Source organism: Arthrobacter sp. NPDC097144, assembly GCF_044762205.1.
Taxonomy (GTDB): domain Bacteria; phylum Actinomycetota; class Actinomycetes; order Actinomycetales; family Micrococcaceae; genus Arthrobacter_B.
In genome coordinates this window covers 486347-504158 of record NZ_JBIWDW010000004.1, presented here as the reverse complement: position 1 = coordinate 504158, position 17812 = coordinate 486347, and the positions used below count along the sequence as shown (strand labels likewise).

Below are 17812 nucleotides of genomic sequence, written 5' to 3'. Positions count from 1 at the left end.
TCATTGCTCCGTTGCTGGGGTGGTGGATGTTGGGGACCCGGCGGCGCTTCCCGGGCCGGCAGGTGTTTCCCGGCCGGGCAGGAGCTCTCCGGTGTAGCGGTAGAGGCGCGGCGGGCGGTGCCTGCCGCCCTGCTGATACTGGTCTGTGGGCTCGATGTCCCGTGCTGCGCGCAGCTGGCGGCGGAAGTTGGCCGGTTCCAGTTCGCGGCCCAGCACTGCTTCATGGACTTCCCGCAGCTGCGCCAGGGTGAACGTGTCCCCCAGAAAGGCGTAGGCGATGGACCCGTATTCCATCCGGTTGCGCAGGCGCCACAGGGCGTACTCCACAATCTCGTTGTGGTCGAAGGCCAGCTGCCCCGGTGCGGTGGCCGGAAACCAGCGGACGTTGTCGTCCTGCCGTGACAGCGCGGCTTCATCGGGCTGGACCAGGGCCCAGTACACGATGGACACCACCCGGGGCGACGGCGACCGGTCGGTCCCGCCGAAGGCATAGAGCTGCTCCAGGTGCTTCGGCGCCAGCCCGGTGGTGGAGGCGAGGTTGCCGGCGGCGGCCTCCTGCAGCGACTCGCGGGCCCCGAGCGGGCCGCCGGGCAGTGCCCAGAGACCGCGGAACGGCTCTCGAATGCGGCGGACCAGGGGCAGCCAGAGGGCGGGGCGGCCGGTGTCCGGGTCCGGGCGCAGGGCAAAGATGACGGTGGAGATGGCCAGTGCCGGCGGCTGCCGGGCACGTTCGGAGACGTTGGCGTACCCGTGGGGTACCTGCCGGGGAACCATAAAGGCCCTTCCCTGCCGGCCGCCGCGGCGGTGAAGCCCGGCGGGAAGAGTAAAAGTCAGGATGACTCTAACTCATTTTCCGGCTTTGCAGGGCGACCTGCGTCACAGGTTCAGGATTAGCCCGCAGCGGCCGGGCTTGCCTCCGGGTCCGCACCGGAAGCGGTGTGCAGCAGCGGCAGGGTCCGGCCGTCAAAGTGCGTGTTCAGGACAATCACGGACGAGGACCTGACAATGGTGCGGGTAGCCACGATGGAGTCGATCACCCGCTGCAGGTCGGAGTTGGAGCGTGCCGCCACCCGGGCCAGGAGATCGCTCTCACCGGAGACGGTGTGGATCTCCTGGATTTCCGGGATTTCAGCCAGAGCTTTCACCACCGCGTCATGTCCGGTGTCCTGGCTGATGGTCAGGGAACAGTAGGCAAGGACCGCGTAACCCAGGGCCGCGGGGTCTATCCGCGGCCCCCAGCCGGATATGACCCCCGTGCGCTGCATGCGGTCCAACCGGGCCTGTACGGTGGCGCGCGCGACCTTCAGGGCACGTGACGCTTCCAGGACGGACATCCGCGGTTCGTCGGTGAACAGCGCAATGATCTGGGCATCCAGGGCATCCTTTGACATGTTTTCCTCTCCGGCACCGCCTCTGCTGTGCAAACTGTAAGCATTGTGGCATGGATCATGAACAGTGTGGATAACACCCCAGGCGGCATAAGATAGTTAGCTAGGTCCGGGCCGGCTCATTCCCGCCCGCCCTTCACCGGAATCCCCAACATCTAAGGCTCCTTTTCCATGAGTACCCGAACCTCCGCGGCCGGCTCCACCGGCCCGGCAGCCCCCGGCCCGGCAGGACCGCCCGCCGCACGGAAAATGCAGCCGCGCCACTTGGTGTTCATGAGCCTGGGCAGCGCCATCGGAACCGGGCTGTTTGTCGGGTCCGGCGCCGGCATCGAGGCAGCCGGCCCCGCCGTCCTGCTGTCCTTCCTGATTGCGGGCACCATGGTTATCCTCGTCATGCGCATGATGGGCGAAATGGCAGCAGCAGATCCCACCAGCGGAGCCTTCTCGGTGTACGCGGAGAAGGCGCTGGGCCGGCCGGTGGGAACCACCATCGGATGGCTGTGGTGGCTGCAGCTGGTCATCGTGATTGCTGCGGAAGCAACTGCGGCAGCGGCAATTGTTGCCTCCATGTGGCCCGGCTCGCAGCAGTGGCTGCTGGCGCTGGTGTTCATCAGCCTGTTCACGGCGATCAACTTGGGCGGCGTCGCCAGCTTCGGAGAGTTCGAGTACTGGTTTGCCCTGCTCAAGATAGTGGCCATCGTGGCCTTCCTCGCCGTCGGCATCGCCTTCATTGCCGGCTGGCTGCCCGACGTCGATGCGCCCGGGCTGAGCAACCTCACCGGCAACGGCGGTTTCATGCCCCATGGTTGGAGCGGTGTGGGCGCCGGCCTGCTGCTGGTGGTCTTTGCCTTTGGCGGAACCGAAATTGTTGCCGTTGCAGCTGCCGACACTGAGGATCCCGGCACCAACATCGCCAAAGCCATCACCTCGGTGGTGTGGCGCATCATCGTCTTCTACATCGGATCCGTCCTGGTCATCGTTACCATCCTGCCGTGGAACAGCGAGTCGCTGAGCACCGGGCCCTTTGTCGCGGCCCTCGCCGCAGCCCGCGTTCCGGGCGCCGACGTCGTCATGGCGGTCGTGATTGTGGTGGCCCTGCTTTCAGCCCTGAACGCCAACCTGTACGGCGCCTCGAGGATGGTATTTTCGCTGGCCGAGCGGGGCCGCGCTCCCAGAGTCCTGGCGCGCAAGGGCACCAGCGGCGTGCCGCGTGCCGCCGTCATCGCCTCGGTGACCTTCGGTTTCCTGACCGTGGTACTGAACTACCTCTACCCCGAAACCGTCCTGATGATCCTGCTGAACCTGGTCGGGTCCACCTGCCTGGTGGTTTGGGGCGTTTCGATTGTTTCCCAGATCATCCTGCGGCGCCGTGCCGAGGCCGCCGGGGTGAAGCTGAGCTTCAAGATGTGGGCCTTCCCCTGGCTCTCCTACTTTGCCCTGGCCCTGCTGGCCGGCATTGTGGTCCTTGGCTTCCAGGACTCCGCAGTCCGGATCCAGCTGGTGGCCACCCTTGCGCTGACGGCCGTCCTGGGCTTCGCAGCCTGGCTCCTGGACCGCAGCGCGGTGCGTTCGGGCCGCCAGTTGGGCTGACCCGGCGCCGAAATTCGGGTGCCGGCGTCAATGCAGGCGTTTTCCACCGGTTTTGAGTAGCCTGCCAAGATTTTTACCGGCACTACGTGGGAATGTCGATAAAGTGTTTTTCCCGCTGTTGAATACGGGCAGCAAAAAAGGGCCGCGGAAATCCGCGGCCCTTTCTGCTGCTGCCGGCTGGCCGGCGGTCACCGGCCTACTGCTGCGGGCTAGAGACCCTTGCGCTTCTTGGGTGCCATTTCTGCTTCGCTGGCACTCTTGGCTCGTTTTTCTGCCCGCTTATCCTTGATGGACTTGCCCGGCTTTTTCTCATTTGAACCCTGCGGGGATTTACCTGACATTTAGGCTCCTCTTGAAGAACAAATACGGATAGTCCCGACCATACGCTGTATATAAATAAAAGCCAGTCCTGCGCCGTTTTGCCCTGATTCCCGTCCGGGATGCCCCGCGGTGCGTGCCGCGCCGACACCGTCGCCGGACGGAACATCTTCCAGTGTCGAGAGGACGCCACTCTTTCCCGTCGAGAGTAGAAAAGATGACCCTTCGCGACGCTGAAAAGGTCACGTACGCGACACTCGACGAGGCAAACCACCGGAGGGCCGAAAGACACACCACGCGGGCACTGTACAAGTTGTACAGTCGCCCACTCGACACGAGCCTGAAACCGCACACTGTGTCCAGGCTTCCGCGCGCGAATTGCCTGCTCGGCACAGCCGGGTTAGGTTGCCACTATGATCCCAGTCACACCACAGGTCCCGGAGCTTTCCGGAGACGAACTGCGCCGGCTGTATCGGTTGCTCACAGCAGTGCGGCAGCTCGATCTCGCGGCGGTTGCCTGGCAGCGCCAGGGCATCATTCCAGGTTATGCGCCGGAACTCGGGCAGGAGGCAGCCCAGGTGGGCAGCGCCTTCGCCATGGACCGGAGCCGGGATTTCATCTTCCCCACCTACCGCGAAATGGGCACGGCCCTGACCCTCGGGGTGGACATGGTCCAGTACATGGCCACGCATAAGGCGTCCTGGCACGGCGGACTGTACGATCCGGTTGCCACCCGCCTTGCGCCCATTCAGGCAGTCGTGGGCGGTTCAGTGCTCCACGCGGTGGGCTGGTCCCACGGGCAGCGGCTGGAGGCCCAGGCAGGCGGCGGCATTCCCGCCGAGGGTTTGCCCGCGGCGCTCACCTACTTCGGCGACGGCGCCAGTTCCCAGGGCGACGTCCACGAAGCGATGAACTTTGCAGCGGTGCTCAAGGCGCCGGTGATCTTCTTTGTCCAGAACAACGGGTGGGCCATTTCGCTGCCCACTGAAGCCCAGGTGGCCGGCGGCACCGTCGCCGCACGCGCCGCCGGGTACGGCATGAAGTCCCTGACGGTGGACGGCAACGATGCCCCCGCCGTCGTGACGGCCACCCGCGAAGCGCTGGCCCACACCCGCGCCGGGCACGGTCCGGTGCTGATCGAAGCAATGACGTACCGGCGCGGGCCGCACTCCACCAGTGATGATCCCGGGCGCTACCGCACCCTGGAGGAAGAACGGCGCGACGCCGGCTCCGACCCGGTGGAGCTGCTGGCAGCCCGGCTGCTCGCCGAAGGCCACGCCGACCAGGACTTCCTGGCCGCGGCCAAGACCGACGCGATATCCGGCGCAGACAAGATCCGCGAAGGAGTGCAGGCCCTGACACCGCGCCCCGGCGCGGAAATGTTCGACTTTGTGTTCGCCGAACCCACTGAGCAGTTGAAGAACCAGGCACTCACCTGGCGGAAGGAATCCGAACATGACTGACCAGATGACCGGCAGCTCGGACCTCGCCGCGGCGCAGGCCAACACCGGAGACACTGCCGCCCAGCAGCAGTCCCTCACCCCGCCCGCTCCTGCTGTTGCCGGACCCACCGAGACGCTGTCCATGCAGGCCGCCCTGAACCGAGCCTTGGCGGAAACCCTCGCGGACAATCCAAAGGCAGTGATCCTAGGTGAGGATGTTGGCCGTCTTGGCGGGGTCTTCCGCATAACGGACGGCCTGCAGCAGCGTTTCGGCGCGGACCGGGTCTTTGACACGCCGCTGGCTGAATCCGGAATCCTGGGCCTGTCCGTGGGCCTGGCAATGGCCGGCTTCCATCCGATTCCCGAAGTACAGTTCGACGGTTTCGCCTATCCGGCCGTGAATCAGATCGTCACGCAGCTGGCCCGCATGAATTACCGCAGCCGCGGCACCCTGCCGATGCCGGTGACCCTGCGGGTGCCCAGCTTCGGCGGGATCCGCGCCCCCGAACACCACGGCGAATCCCTTGAGGCGCTGTTTGCCCACGTCCCCGGCCTGTTGGTGGTTTCCCCCTCCTCGCCGCACGAGGCGTACCACCTGCTCAAATATGCCGCCGCACGCCCGGACCCGGTGATCTTCATGGAACCGAAGTCCCGCTACTGGCAAAAGGGCGAGGTGGACACGGCCGACGGCGGCAATCCCCTGGGCTCCAAGGTGGTCCGCAGCGGCAAGCACGTCACCCTGATCGCCTGGGGTGCCATGGTGGCGCGCTGCCTGCAGGTTGCCGAACTTGCCGCCGAGGACGGCATCGAGGTGGAGGTCCTGGACTTGCGCTGGCTCAAGCCGATCGATGCCGAGGGCCTGGCGGCGTCCGTCAGCCGCACCCGGCGCGCCGTCGTCGTGCACGAAGCTCCGCTGACCTCCGGGCTGGGGGCGGAAGTGGCCGCCCTGGTGACCGAGCGCTGCTTTGACACCCTGCGTGCCCCCGTTGAGCGGGTCACCGGTTTCGACGTACCGTATCCCTCAGGCGATCTTGAAGATGAATACATTCCGAACATTGACCGCATCCTGTTCGGAATCCAGCGAGTATTGGAGTACCGGCGTGGCTGAAATCCCCTTTCCCCTTCCCGACCTCGGTGAAGGCCTGATTGAAGCAACCGTGCTGGAATGGCTGGTCTCGGAGGGCGAACAGGTGGAACGCAACCAGCCGCTGGTGGAGGTGGAGACCTCCAAATCCGCCGTGGAGCTTCCGTCCCCGCAGGCCGGCCGCGTGGCACGCACCTACGGCCAGCCTGGCGAGAAAATCAACGTGGGTGAGCCGCTCATCGTCTTTGAAGTACCGGACAACACAGCAGGCATTGTGGGAACCGTGCCGGCCGAAGCCCCTGCACGCCGGCGGGTCCGCCTCACCGCAGCCCTGGACGAGGACTAGGCCATGCAGCTGAACACCCATGCCGTGGAAGGCACCGATCCGGGCCTGTTTGCCGAGGTCATAGCGCCCGACGGCGGTGCCCCCGCGTCGCGGCCGGTGCTGCTGCTGCACGGCTTTGCTTCCTCCTCGCAGCTGAACTGGCACAACACCGGCTGGGTGAGCGCCCTGACGTCCGCCGGAAAAACCGTGATTACCGTGGATCTGCCCGGCCACGGGCGCAGCGCCACCCCTGCTGATCCGCAGGCATATCGTCCCAGCCGCATCCGCGCAGACCTGCTGCAGCTGCTGATGGATGCCGGGGTGCTTCCCCTCGAAGGCGAGAATCCGGCGTCGGGCGTGGACATCATCGGTTATTCGCTGGGATCGCGCCTGGCGTGGGAATTCGGAGCCACCCAGCCGGAGATGGTGCACCGCATGGTCCTCGGCGGGGGTCCGGGCACTTCCGATCCCCTGACGGGCTTTGACCTGTCCGCGGCACGGGCAGCTCTGGCCGGCAACGGAGAGATTCACGACCAAACCACCGCCGAGCTGATCCGCATGGCCCAGCTGGTTCCGGACAATGATGTGGCTGCGCTGCTGACCATGGTGGAAGCAGTAAAGGACGAGCCTTTCATTCCGGGTGAAGCCGTTCCCGGGATGCCTCTGCTGCTGGTGGCCGGAGACCGCGATTCCTTTGCCGAGGGTGCGGCTGAGCTGGCGGGCTTGTCCGGGAACGCGGAAGTCCTTCAGCTGCCGGCCCGGACCCATGCCAATGCAGTGACCTCGCGGGCCTTTAAGCAGGCAGCCCTGGAATTCCTGTCCTAACCTGCGGCCCGGGTCACGCCCGGGTGAGAAGCGGCATATTAATAGTTGGTCCCCCCGGCCTTGAGGCGCGAATCGCCGGGAGCCCGCCGCGATAGGGTTAAACGAATAGCAGAGTAGGATTCATTTAGTCAGGCTGCTGATTAAATGTATTTCCGGTGCCAAACAGGAACCCTGGGAAATCGCTGCCGCTTCTTCATTTCTTCGACAGACCCTCAGGGAGGACAACCGTGGATGTACTCCTTGGGCAGCGATACCGCACCATTGAACTCATCGGTTCCGGCGGCGCTGCGTCGGTCTACCGCGCACTGGACCAAAACCTCGGCCGGGAAGTGGCGGTCAAACGCTTCCGCCCGGAGAGCGCCGACGAAGACGCAAACCGCCGGCAGCAGCAGGAAACCCTTCTCCTGGCCACGCTGAACCATCCCGGGCTGGTGACGCTGCTGGATGCCGGAACCTTCGAGGAAGAAGACGGACGCACCTCCACCTATCTGGTCATGGAACTCGTGGACGGGCCGGACCTGCGCGGAACCCTGAAGTCCGGGCCGCTGACGCCGGCGGGCACCGGCTCGCTGGGGGCCGATCTGGCGGACGCCCTGAATTACGTGCATTCCAACGGCGTGATTCACCGCGACGTCAAACCGGCAAATATCCTGCTGTATCCGCAGGCAGAAAATGACACGCGGCTATACCCCAAACTGACTGACTTCGGCATCGCCCGCATGACCGACGCAACCCTGGCCACCGCCCACGGCGCCACCATCGGAACCGCGAATTACCTCAGCCCCGAGCAGGCGCAGGGCAGCACTGTTGATCCGCGCACGGACATTTACTCCCTGGGCCTGGTACTGCTCGAATGCCTTACCGGTGAGAAGGCATTCCCGGGACCCATTGTTGAGTCCGCTGTTGCGCGCCTGGTCCGGGATCCCGAGATCCCCGCCGAACTGGGCGCGGACTGGGTGGAGCTGCTGCGCTCCATGACCGCCCGGACCGTTGATGCCCGGCCGGACGCACATCAGGCGGCCGAGGCCCTTCGTGCCCTTGCCGTGGAGCCTGAGGTCCTGCAGCATCTGGGGTTCCCCACAGATTCCGGTGCGGACGACGCCGTTACCGGGGGAATCACCACCGGCAACATCTACATTCCGCTGCCTCCGGCACACGCCCCCAGCCTCGGCTGAACCAGCGCAAACAAAAGCCCGGGCCGGAAGAAACTCTCCGGTCCGGGCTTTTGCGTTCCGGCTGATGTGCTGCCGGCTCCGCTTCTATGGGTTACCAAGCGTTACTTGGATCCGCCCTCAGCAGACTCCTGGTCTTCCTCGGGCTCAAAGTTCGAGGCTTCATCGGTGGACGCGGCGGCCACACCGTCTTCAGTGTCGGGAATGGTCCCCTCGGGTCCGGTGGTCTTCTCGCCGTCCTTCGAGGAACTCTCGTTGGCGTTCTTTTCGCTGCCCATGGTGGGTCTCCTCATCCGCTGCGGCTCCCGCCGATTGTTCCGGCGCTTACCTTCGATACTAAGCCACCTGTTCACCCCGCCGACAGCTGACGCGGATTTGCCGCCGCTGCCGGGGGGCTTGTTCCGTATCCCCGGATGCCTAGGCGCGACGGCGGCGGGCAGCAACGGCCCACCTGGTGCACAGGCTCAGGAGCAGCAGCGCAGCAGCCGCTCCCACGGTTACCAGGAATGCTGCCTGATGCCCGTGGCTGTCCGCCAGCCGCCCGGCCAGGGCCGCACCGAGGGCGGTTCCGGTGACGACGCCGCTGGCCAGCATGGTCATGACGGTTCCCATCAGGTGGCCGGGGGCAACCACGGCACCAATGCCGAAGATGCTCACCATGGTGGGACCCACCGGAATGCCCAGGATAAACAGTGCTGCCAGCATGGTGGGAATGTTGGTGGGGAACAGCAGGAGCACGGAGAACGCCGTCATGGCAGCCGCGGCAGCCATCCACCGTGCCGCCGGACCGAACCGCTCCGGCCAGAAGGCCACCGACAGTGCTGCGGCTGCGGAACTGATGCCCATGACCGCGTACAGCAGACCGGCTGCAGAGGAGATGCCAAAGACACCGCCGAAGGCAGTGAGGCTGGTCTGGGTTCCCCCGAAGAACGTTCCCATGGCCACCATGCCCAGCACGGGAAGGGCGATCAGCAGCCAATCGGCACGCGGCTCTGCGGTTGCCGCCGGTTCCGGCTGGCCGGAGGCCGCTGCGGCACTCCGGGCGGCCTTGGCGGCGCGGGCCGGAATGACCGTTTTCACCGTGGGGTGCACGGCGAAGGCGGCAACCATGGTCAGTGTCAGGACGGCAGCGAGCGCCAGCGGAAGCCAGGGTGCGACGGCGGCAGCCAGCAGGCCGACGAGAGCCGGGCCGAGAACGAAGCTCAGTTCGTCCGCCGTTCCTTCGTAAGACATGGCGGTATCCAGGTCCCGGGCACCTTCGGTGCCGGTGGCGGGGCCGGCAGGACGCCGAGACGTCATGGACATCCAGCGCACGCGGGCCAGCGGACCGACCTGCGGGCAGGTGGCCCCCATGAGGAACGCTGCCGCCAGGATTCCGGCCGCGCTGGAACCGTCGGACAGAAGGTAGGCCATGTAGAGCACCAGTGCCGTGGCCAGCGGGTTCACGATGGCAGCGGACAGCAGAATCGGACGCTGACCCACGCGGTCTGCCGCAAAGCCGAGGATTGGAGCACCAAGGGCCGAACCGATGCCGACGGCGCCGGCCGCCAGTCCGCCGGTGGCGTAGGAACCGGTGACGCTGGTGACCAGGGTCAGGGCGCCCACCGTCAGCATGGCCAGGGGAAGCCGGGCAAGGAAGGCGACCGGAATGAAACCACGGCCTGCGAGCGCAAAGATCCGCGCGTAACGGCCGGCGGTGCCTGCGGCAGCCTGGCCCGGCTCCTGCGGATGCGGCTCCCGGGGATCCTGCGGCTGCGGTGGGCGGGAAGAGGCAGAAATGGGGGTTTGTTGATTGTTCATGCGATATCCAGATACGTTGCATCGCGCATCGTCCCCCCTCCCGATGCGCCCAACCCGGCTACCCAGCAACCTTACCCTTTATCCGTGGTGCCGATCGAGTTCCGGAGCCCGCCCGCCGAACCGCGGTTAAACCCCCACCGGGTCTCCCGCAGTGAAGCGCACGGTGGATCCGTTGCGACCCTTGGAGATCTGCAGCTGGGCACCGATCCGCTGTTTCATTTCCGCCACGTGGCTCACCAGCCCCACCACGCGGCCGCCGTCGCGCAGTCCCTCCAGCGCGTCCATCACCTGTTCCAGGGAGGCGTCGTCCAGGCTCCCGAAGCCCTCGTCCACAAACAGTGTCTCGATGCTGACCCCGCCGGCCTCCTGCTGGACCACGTCAGCCAGGCCGAGGGCCAGTGCCAGGGAGGCCATGAAGCTCTCGCCGCCGGACAGGGTTGACGTGTCCCGGTGCTGACCGGTCCAGGCATCCGTGACGTGCAGCCCCAGGCCCGCTTTCCTGTTGCCCGACGTGGAGTCGCTGTGCACCAGGGCGTAGCGTCCGCCGGTCATGGCGGAGAGCCGTTCGGTGGCTGCCGCCGCAACCTGTTCCAACCGGGCGGCGAGCACGTAGGTGCTCAGCGTCATCTTGTAGCCGTTCTCCCCAAGACCCCGCGCGGTGTCAGCCACTGAACGGAGAAGCTCATGCCTCTGCTCCAGGGGCTGGATGCGTTCCGCGGCGCCGGCCAGCTCACGGCTGTAGGACTCCAGCGCCTGGGTGGAGGCTTCAAGGAGACCCAGCCGCACCGAGCACCGGGTCAGTTGCGCCCGTGCCGCCGCAGCTGCCTCGGATGCCAGGACCACGTCTTCCTCTTCGGGAACCGGGAGCGGTTCCCCGTGTCCGTCCAGTGACGCGGACACGTCCTCGCCCTCACGGCGCAGGGCAAGCCGCTGCCCTTCCTCGTCGTATCGGGCCACGGTGAGCTGAAAATCAGCGGCAGCTGCGGAATCCAGGAGGGCATCACGCACATCCTGCACCGTGGCGAAGTCCGATCCGAGAAGCCTGGCCGCGAGATCCCCGCGGGCTGCAGCCTCGTTTTCCCGTGCTGTCTGCAGCTCCGCCAGGCTGCCGCGAGCGGCCGTCAGCAGGAGGTGCAGTTCAGACAGGCAGTCAACCCGCTCACGCAGGGAAGCGAAGCCGTCCCGGGCAGCTTCCACCCGGCCGCTGAGCTGTTCGATCTGCCGTTCAGCTGACAGTCGCTGCTCATCGGCCTGCGCTGCGGCAAGCAGCGCGGAAGATTCATCTTCGGTGAGCTGCTCGAGCTGCCGGGACAGCTCGGCGCGTCGGGCCGTTGCCTCGGCCAGCTTGCCGGCGGCCGCTGCAGCCGCGGCGAGTTCCTCGCCGGCTGCTTCTTCGCGGGCCGTGGCAGCACCGGCGTCGCCGTCACCGCCCTGGGCCTTAAGCTCGGCAACCCGGCGGCTGTCCCGGTCTGCCTGCAGCCGCGCAGCCTCGAACTCCTTCTCCGCGGTTTCGGTTCCCTGGCGGGCCTTGTCCTCGTCCTCTTTGGTGACGGCGCTCTCCCCGTCAGGCAGGGTTGCAGGTGCGGGGTGCTCGGCGCTTCCGCAGACCGGGCATCCCTGTCCGTCAACAAGCCGTCCGGCCAGTTCAGCTGCTGCCTGCTCCAGCCGGCGCTGGAGCTTGTCCTGCCATTCCTGGCGCCGGTCCTGGTAGGCGCCGCGCAGCCGTGCTGCCTCGGCTTCGGACGCCGCTGCTGCCCGGGACGCTTCGCTGAACTCTTCGATGGCGCGGGCGAGGGAGCGGGCCTGTTCCAGCTCCCTGCGTGCTGGTTCCTGATTGGCGGCCTGTTCGCGCAGGGTTTCCAGCTCCCGGGCAAGGCCGTCTTCTTCGGTGCGAAGCTCCCCGGCGGCAGCTTCCGCAGCCCCCGCTGCAGCACGGCTTGCTGCAGCCCGTGTAGAGGCATCCGCACAATCCGCTTCGAGCTTGCCTATACGCTGTTCCTCGGCCAGTGCGGCTTCCGCTGATCCGCGTTCGCTGGTCAGGCGGGCGTCAGCGGCCAACAGCACCGGCAGCAGGGCTTCCCGCGCCGGATCGTTGTCTGCAGCCGTTTCCTGCCTGATGCCAAAACCAGCCGCCAACGGATGTCCGGCCAGGTCCTGACAGGCCTGCTCCGCAGCGCGTTCCCGGCTTTCCAGCCGTTCCTGAGCCGTGTCGACAGCCCGGACATAGCCGCTGAGCACCTCTGCCTGCAGGTGGCGGGCCAAGGCCTGGCGCACCGGCTCCACTTCTTCGCGGTGCCGGAGGTGGGCCTGTTCATCGTGTTCGAGCTGTTCACGTGCAATGCCGCGGGTACGGCGGTGCTCCACGTCCTGCCGCAGGCCCTCGGCGTCCCGAAGCGCCGCTTCCAGGGCGGTGTGCTTTTCCCTTTCCTGCGCGGTGCGTTCCGCCAGCCGGCGGCGGAATTCTTCCACGGATCCAATGTCGGCTGCTGCGGCATCCCCTGCCGGATCGGGCAGCAGATCGGCATCGGCATCGGCAGAAGCTTCTCCGTCCTCGCCGCTGCCCGCCCACCTGTCCATTTCATCGCGTGCCCTGCGCAGCACGTGCTCGCTCTCGGCCCGGGCGGCGTCCAGCTCACTGGCGGCGGCAGCGAGGTCATCCCGCAGCTGCGCCTCAATATTCTCGAACCGCGTGGTGCCAAACAGTTTCTGCAGCAGGGCGGCCCGGGTGAGTGCATCAGCTCGCAGGAAGGCGGCAAAATCGCCCTGCGGCAGCATCACCACGCGGGTGAACTGCTCCTTGTCCATGCCCATGAGGGCCTGGATCTCCGCACCTGCCTCATCATTGCGGGCAGTCTTCTGGATCCATTCCCCGTTCACAAACTCGCGGAGCGTGGTTTTGGCCTGTTCGAGCACCGTTTTTCCGGTGCCGCGCTTGGCCGGCCGGTTCCACGCGGGATTGCGCACCACTTCAAAGCGGCGGTCGCCGGAACTGAATTCGCACAGGACTTCCGGCACGGCGTCCGGGGCGGCGTGGTCACTGCGCAACCGCTTGGAGGTTTGCCGGGCACCGGGAACGGATCCGTACAGGGCATAACAGATGGCATCCAGGATGCTGGTTTTTCCTGCTCCGGTGGGGCCGTTGAGGAGAAAGAGCCCGTGTGCTCCGAGTTCATCGAAATCGATGACCTGGCGGTCGGCAAACGGACCGAACGCCTGTATTTCAAGCCGGTGGATCCTCACTGGGCCGCCTCCGCTGACTGGACTTTGGACAGGACCTCGGCGAAGAGCTGTTTCTCCTGTTCATCGGCGCGGCGGGACCGCACGTGGTCCAGGAAGCCACAGCAGATGTCCAGATCATCAGTGGCCCGCGCCAGCCGCTGGCTGTAGGTCTGGGTGGCGGTCCGCGGGCCCGACGCCGGCTCGAACGTGAGCACGAGGGTGTCCGGGAAGCGGGTGCGCAGCCGTTCCATGGCTTTTGCCGGCCGCTCGTCGTCGGTGAGCGTGACCTGGCAGTAGGCGTCTTCAGCGTCGGTGAGCCCCGGATCGGCGAGCAGGTGCTCCAGCGTCCCCTTGAGCACGGCGAGCCGGCGAGGCGCCGGCCAGAGGACCGGTTCCACAGATGCCAGCCCGCCGCCGTCGAATTCCACCAGCAGCCCGCCCTTTTGCTGCCGCGCTTCGGAGAAGGAATACGGCAGCGGAGAACCGCTGTAACGGACGGAGGGGCTCAGTTCCTGCCGCCCGTGCAGATGCCCCAGCGCGGTGTAGGCAAAGTCGTCAAAGAGGTCCAGGGGAACAGCACCGACACCGCCTACCGTCAGGTCACGTTCGCTGTCCGAGGTGATGCCGCCGCTGGCAAAGACATGGGCCATCGCCACGGGGATGACCGGCTGCCCCTCCGCAGCCCGGCGCTCAACATCCGCCCGGATCCGGCGGACGGCCTCGCCCACCACACTGGCATGGTGCGGAACGTCAACGCCGAGCTCCGGGGCGGCCAGCCGCGGCTCAAGATAGGCAATGCCGTAGACGGCCACGGGAGCACCGCCGTCCTGCGACAGCAGGACCGGTTCCGCGATCTCGCTGATCCGGGTCCGCAGGTAGACGCCTCCGCGCTCGAAGATTTTGCTGCCGAAGCCCAGCCTGGCCGCGGAGTCGTGGTTGCCGCTGGAGAGGATGACCTTGGCTCCCGCGGCCGTGATGCGTTCCAGGGCCGAGTCGAGCAGGCGCACGACGTCGACTCCGGGCAGCGCGCGGTCGTACACGTCACCGGCGATCAGGACGGCATCCACGTCCTTCTCACGGACTGTCTCCACTAGGCGGTCGATGAACTGCTGCTGGGCGCCGAGCATCCCCACGCCATGGAAGGAGCGGCCCAAATGCCAGTCGGAAGTGTGCAGTAATCGCATACCAACAAAACTACCCCGAGGCACCGACACTCCCCGGCCACCGGGAACATGAGAACGCCCACCCCCTTCCGCGGGTCCTGCTGCGGAAGGGGGCGGGCGGTGTAATGCTCGACGCCGGTGCCTGGCTGGCGGCCCGGGCCAGGGTATTTGCTAGGCCTTGGCGCTGCCCGGACGGTCGCCGTCGTCGTCGCCGTCGTCAAAGAACCCGCGGGCGTCGTCCTTCTTCTCGGGTGAGACCACGCGCGGCGCCGCGGGAGCGGAGGTGCCGGCAGGGGCTGCGGGAGCGGAGGCAGCGGCGGCAGGTGCAGTGTCTGCTGCGTGATCGGCGTGATCGGCTTCGGTTTCGATCTCGGCGTCGTCACCCGTGCGCTCACGGGCGGAAACCGTCAGGTCGATGCTGCGGTAGATCAGGCCGGTGATCAGCGCGCCCAGGATCGGTGCCACCCAGAAGAGCCACAGCTGTTCCAGGGCGTCGGTGCCGGCAAAGAGTGCCGCGGCCGTTGAACGCGCCGGGTTGAGGGAACCGCCGGTGATCGGGGCCAGGAAGGTCAGCAGGACGGCGTAGGTCACGCCCACGGCGAATGCGGCCGAAACGGCGGGGATCCGGCCCTTGGAGGCGCCGAGGAACACGGCCACCAGCAGTGCGGAGCCCACTACCTCTGCGAGCAGGGCGCTGGCCAGCGGAAGACCAAGCTGGTAGTCGGGGCCGTAGCCGTTGGCAAGCGCGTTGAAGATGTCCGAGGGCTGTGCAATTTCGGGCGGGACACCCTGGAACACCACCCACAGGATCAGGAAGGCCAGGAGCGCACCGATAAGCTGTGCCACTACGTAGACGGGAAGAACCTTCCATGACGTGCGGCCGGCTGCGGCGCTGCCCAGGCTGACGGCGGGGTTGAAGTGGCCCCCGGAGACGTAGCCGAAGGCCACCATGCCGGCGGCGGCGGCCAGTCCGACAGCCAGGGGCGCCGAGACGCCGCCGGTGGAGCTGAAGATGGCAGCGGCCGTTGCAAAGACCAGCAGGAAGGAACCGATGCACTCCGCGGCGCTGCGACCCAGCAGCCCGTAGTTGTGCAGGGGCCTGCGGTGTCCGGCTCGGGCGGCAGGGTGCGCAGCACGTGCGCCGCCTGCGGAGACGGGATCAGCATTCATTGACAAAAGATGTCCTCTTCCTAGTTGTGATGGCAAACTCCCCCAGCCTTCCATCCCGTGCTGTGAAGTTGCTGGAGACGCACCGGCGCGGGCTGCCTCGATATGCTGGAGCGGTGAGCCCTAACCCTGAGAATTTCCCTGCACCCGAGCCATCCCCTACGGAACCCGGCGAGGCATCCTTCCATCTTGCGCCCAATGGGCAGGCAGGCAAAGTACTTGGCTGCCTGCTGGGCGGCGCGCTGGGCGATGCCCTGGGATATGCCGTGGAGTTTTCCAAACTCTCCGAGATCCGGGCAGCCTTCGGCCCTGACGGGCTGCGGGACTTTGCGGCGCTGCCGTCGCCCGTTCCGTTTTCCGATGACACCCAGATGACCCTCTACACGCTGGACGGACTGCTGGAGGCGCTGGAATGGGCCAATCAGGGTTTGGGTGCCGACGAAACGGCCTGCATCTGGCTGGCATACCTGCGCTGGCTGAAGACACAGGGAGTGCCCCTGGATCCGGGCGCTCCGAGCCCGCCGCTGCGCTGGATTGATTCGCAAACGGTCCTGCACCAGCGCCGGGCGCCCGGCAACGCCTGCATCTCCGGTTTGTCAGGACCGGATATGGGCACCAAGTTCCGCCCGGTCAACCCGGATTCCAAGGGATGCGGAACGGTGATGCGCTCAGCACCCTTCGGCCTGCTCCCCTATGTGGAGTCCGAGATGGTGTACCGGCTCAGCGAGGATGCCGCGGCGCTGACGCATGGGCATCCGTCCGCCCTGCATTCCGCAGCTGTTTTTTCCGCCCTGATCCATGACCTGCTCGCACCGGATGCTTCCCTGCAGGAGGCTGCGGATGAGGCGGTGCGCCGGGCCGCGGACAGCGGGGTGCCGGAACTGTCCGCCCGGCTCACCGCAGCCGTGGATCTGGCCCGGTCCGGACCGGTTGCCCCGGAGGCACTGACGGCCGCGCTGGGTGAGGGATGGGTGGCTGAAGAAGCGCTGGCCATCGCGCTGTACTCGGCGCTGGCCACGGTTTCGGCAGGCTCGCCGCAGGAGCACTTCCGGACTGCTCTGGCTCTGTCCGTGAACCACGACGGCGACAGCGACTCCACGGGCTCCGTCACCGGAAACATCCTGGGCACCCTCTACGGGACCGGTGCGCTGCCTGCATCCTGGGTGGCGGCCCTGGACGGGCGGGACGTCATCGAGGAGCTGGCGCGGCAGTTCACCGCCGCCACTGCGGGCTAGACGCCGCCCAGCAGCTGGAGGAATTCCGGCTCGGAAAGCACCTCGATGCGCTGTCCTTTGCCGTGCAGGTCCAGGACCCGGCGGGCCTTGCCCGTCAGGACACCGTTGCGCAGGTCCCCGGCCTCAAAACCGTCCCCCATCACCAGTACGGTGGTGGCACGGGTGACGTTGGAAGCAGGCCGGGCACCGAGATCGGCTGCCCGGTTCTTGGCCGACTGACGGGACATGCCGAGGTTGCCGCTGAACACCACTGTCTGCCCGTAGAGCGGGTGGTGCGGATCGGCCGCCGGGTTCGGGGCCGGGTTCTCCCCCTCGGACGGCCACCCCGCCCAGCCGGTGGCCGCTGCCTTGGCTTCGGTTCCGGTTCCGCGTTGCAGCGCTGCCCGGGTTGCCTTGGAGAGGGCATCCACACCGGGGATGTAGGCGGGCAGCCGGGACGGCACCATGCCCTGCCGCGTGAAGAACTCCGGCATGTCCGCCGCACCGCTGCGGCGCACAATGTCCAGCATGATGCCGGCGCACGCACGGGCGTCCTCGACGGCGTCGTGGTGGTTCTGCAGCGGCACCCCGGCTGCCTCGGCCGCGAACGGCAGCGAGTGCGACACCAGGGAATAGGTCCGGCGGGAGTGGACTACCGAGCACGTGTAGTCATAGGCCGGGCCGGGCAGATCGGAGACCTCCAGAGCGGAGCGGATCACCCCCATGTCAAAGGCGGCGTTATGGGCCACCAAAAGGTCCTCGCCGATGAATGCACCGATCTCCGGAAACAGCTCGCCGAAGCGTGGCGCCCCGGCCACCATCTCCGCTTCGATGCCGTGGATGCGGATGTTGCGGCGGTCAAAGAAGTCGTGGCCGGCGGGCGGGCGCATCAGCCAGGACGCCTCATCGACGACGACGCCGTCCCGCACCTTGACCAGTCCCACCGAACAGGGGGAACCCCGGAATCCGTTGGCCGTTTCGAAGTCAATGGCCGTGAATTCAATTCCCACGCGGTGTTCGGTTCCTTAGATTTCTGCCTGCAGACACTGCTGCGGTGATGCGGTTTTTGTACGTGCCGGGGTGTTGGTGAAACGGAGGGTGAAGG

The 17812-nt window shown here is 66.7% G+C and carries 16 protein-coding genes; 7 read left to right on the top strand and 9 right to left on the bottom strand.

Going from position 1 to position 17812, the window contains the following annotated elements; all coding sequences use genetic code 11:
• Both ACIQXM_RS12265 and ACIQXM_RS12260 read right to left on the bottom strand, forming a co-directional pair.
• Entirely contained in the window at positions 1–774 is a 774-nt protein-coding gene (locus ACIQXM_RS12265; protein WP_400931799.1) for an NrtR DNA-binding winged helix domain-containing protein, read from the bottom strand.
• Positions 775–890: 116 nt separating this feature from the next.
• On the bottom strand, positions 891–1391 hold the full coding sequence (locus tag ACIQXM_RS12260) for an Lrp/AsnC family transcriptional regulator (protein WP_400931797.1): 501 nt from the start codon (positions 1389–1391) through the stop codon (positions 891–893).
• 168 nt (positions 1392–1559) lie between these two features.
• Here ACIQXM_RS12260 and ACIQXM_RS12255 point away from each other — a divergent pair, with 168 nt between their 5' ends.
• Positions 1560–2978 (top strand): amino acid permease, encoded by a 1419-nt coding sequence (locus tag ACIQXM_RS12255; protein ID WP_400931795.1) that lies wholly within the window; start codon positions 1560–1562, stop codon positions 2976–2978.
• Positions 2979–3187: 209 nt separating this feature from the next.
• On the opposite strand, the gene ACIQXM_RS12250 is transcribed toward ACIQXM_RS12255, so the two are convergent.
• A complete protein-coding gene (locus ACIQXM_RS12250; RefSeq protein ID WP_400931793.1) occupies positions 3188–3319 on the bottom strand; it encodes a hypothetical protein in 132 nt (43 codons plus the stop codon).
• A gap of 390 nt (positions 3320–3709) precedes the next feature.
• Here ACIQXM_RS12250 and ACIQXM_RS12245 point away from each other — a divergent pair, with 390 nt between their 5' ends.
• The 5 genes from ACIQXM_RS12245 to ACIQXM_RS12225 all read left to right on the top strand — a co-directional run bounded on the left by ACIQXM_RS12245 (position 3710) and on the right by ACIQXM_RS12225 (position 8147).
• The gene (locus ACIQXM_RS12245) at positions 3710–4759 is read left to right on the top strand and encodes a thiamine pyrophosphate-dependent enzyme (protein WP_400931791.1); all 1050 of its coding nucleotides are present in this window, start codon (positions 3710–3712) and stop codon (positions 4757–4759) included.
• 121 nt (positions 4760–4880) lie between these two features.
• Positions 4881–5846 carry an alpha-ketoacid dehydrogenase subunit beta gene (locus ACIQXM_RS12240; protein ID WP_400931911.1) on the top strand — a complete coding sequence of 322 codons (966 nt, stop codon included), beginning with the start codon at positions 4881–4883 and terminating at the stop codon, positions 5844–5846.
• The gene (locus tag ACIQXM_RS12235) at positions 5839–6168 is read left to right on the top strand and encodes a biotin/lipoyl-containing protein (protein WP_400931789.1); all 330 of its coding nucleotides are present in this window, start codon (positions 5839–5841) and stop codon (positions 6166–6168) included. The genes ACIQXM_RS12240 and ACIQXM_RS12235 overlap by 8 nt, the downstream gene beginning before the upstream one ends.
• Positions 6169–6171: 3 nt before the next feature.
• Positions 6172–6972 carry an alpha/beta fold hydrolase gene (locus ACIQXM_RS12230; protein ID WP_400931787.1) on the top strand — a complete coding sequence of 267 codons (801 nt, stop codon included), beginning with the start codon at positions 6172–6174 and terminating at the stop codon, positions 6970–6972.
• Positions 6973–7199: 227 nt separating this feature from the next.
• Positions 7200–8147, top strand: a complete 948-nt coding sequence (locus ACIQXM_RS12225; RefSeq protein ID WP_400931785.1) for a serine/threonine-protein kinase — start codon at positions 7200–7202, stop codon at positions 8145–8147.
• A 101-nt stretch (positions 8148–8248) separates the two neighbouring features.
• On the opposite strand, the gene ACIQXM_RS12220 is transcribed toward ACIQXM_RS12225, so the two are convergent.
• The 5 genes from ACIQXM_RS12220 to ACIQXM_RS12200 form a co-directional block, all read right to left on the bottom strand.
• The gene (locus ACIQXM_RS12220) at positions 8249–8422 is read right to left on the bottom strand and encodes a hypothetical protein (RefSeq protein WP_400931783.1); all 174 of its coding nucleotides are present in this window, start codon (positions 8420–8422) and stop codon (positions 8249–8251) included.
• Positions 8423–8561: 139 nt separating this feature from the next.
• Positions 8562–9944: an MFS transporter gene (locus ACIQXM_RS12215; protein ID WP_400931782.1), complete on the bottom strand. Its 1383-nt coding sequence runs from the start codon at positions 9942–9944 to the stop codon at positions 8562–8564.
• A 126-nt stretch (positions 9945–10070) separates the two neighbouring features.
• Positions 10071–13184, bottom strand: coding sequence for an AAA family ATPase (locus ACIQXM_RS12210; protein ID WP_400931780.1), 3114 nt, complete (start codon positions 13182–13184; stop codon positions 10071–10073).
• Positions 13181–14347 carry an exonuclease SbcCD subunit D gene (locus tag ACIQXM_RS12205; protein WP_400931778.1) on the bottom strand — a complete coding sequence of 389 codons (1167 nt, stop codon included), beginning with the start codon at positions 14345–14347 and terminating at the stop codon, positions 13181–13183. Before ACIQXM_RS12205 ends, ACIQXM_RS12210 begins: the two co-directional genes overlap by 4 nt.
• Before the next feature lie 150 nt (positions 14348–14497).
• Positions 14498–15496, bottom strand: a complete 999-nt coding sequence (locus ACIQXM_RS12200; protein ID WP_400931776.1) for an MIP/aquaporin family protein — start codon at positions 15494–15496, stop codon at positions 14498–14500.
• Positions 15497–15609: 113 nt separating this feature from the next.
• On the opposite strand from ACIQXM_RS12200, the gene ACIQXM_RS12195 reads away from it, so the two are divergent.
• A complete protein-coding gene (locus ACIQXM_RS12195) occupies positions 15610–16728 on the top strand; it encodes an ADP-ribosylglycohydrolase family protein (RefSeq protein WP_400931774.1) in 1119 nt (372 codons plus the stop codon).
• Here ACIQXM_RS12195 and ACIQXM_RS12190 read toward each other — a convergent pair.
• Complete coding sequence (locus ACIQXM_RS12190) at positions 16725–17717, bottom strand: exonuclease domain-containing protein (RefSeq protein ID WP_400931772.1); 993 nt, start codon at positions 17715–17717, stop codon at positions 16725–16727. The two genes, ACIQXM_RS12195 and ACIQXM_RS12190, sit on opposite strands and share 4 nt — an antisense overlap.
• Between the last annotated feature and the right edge of the window lie 95 nt (positions 17718–17812).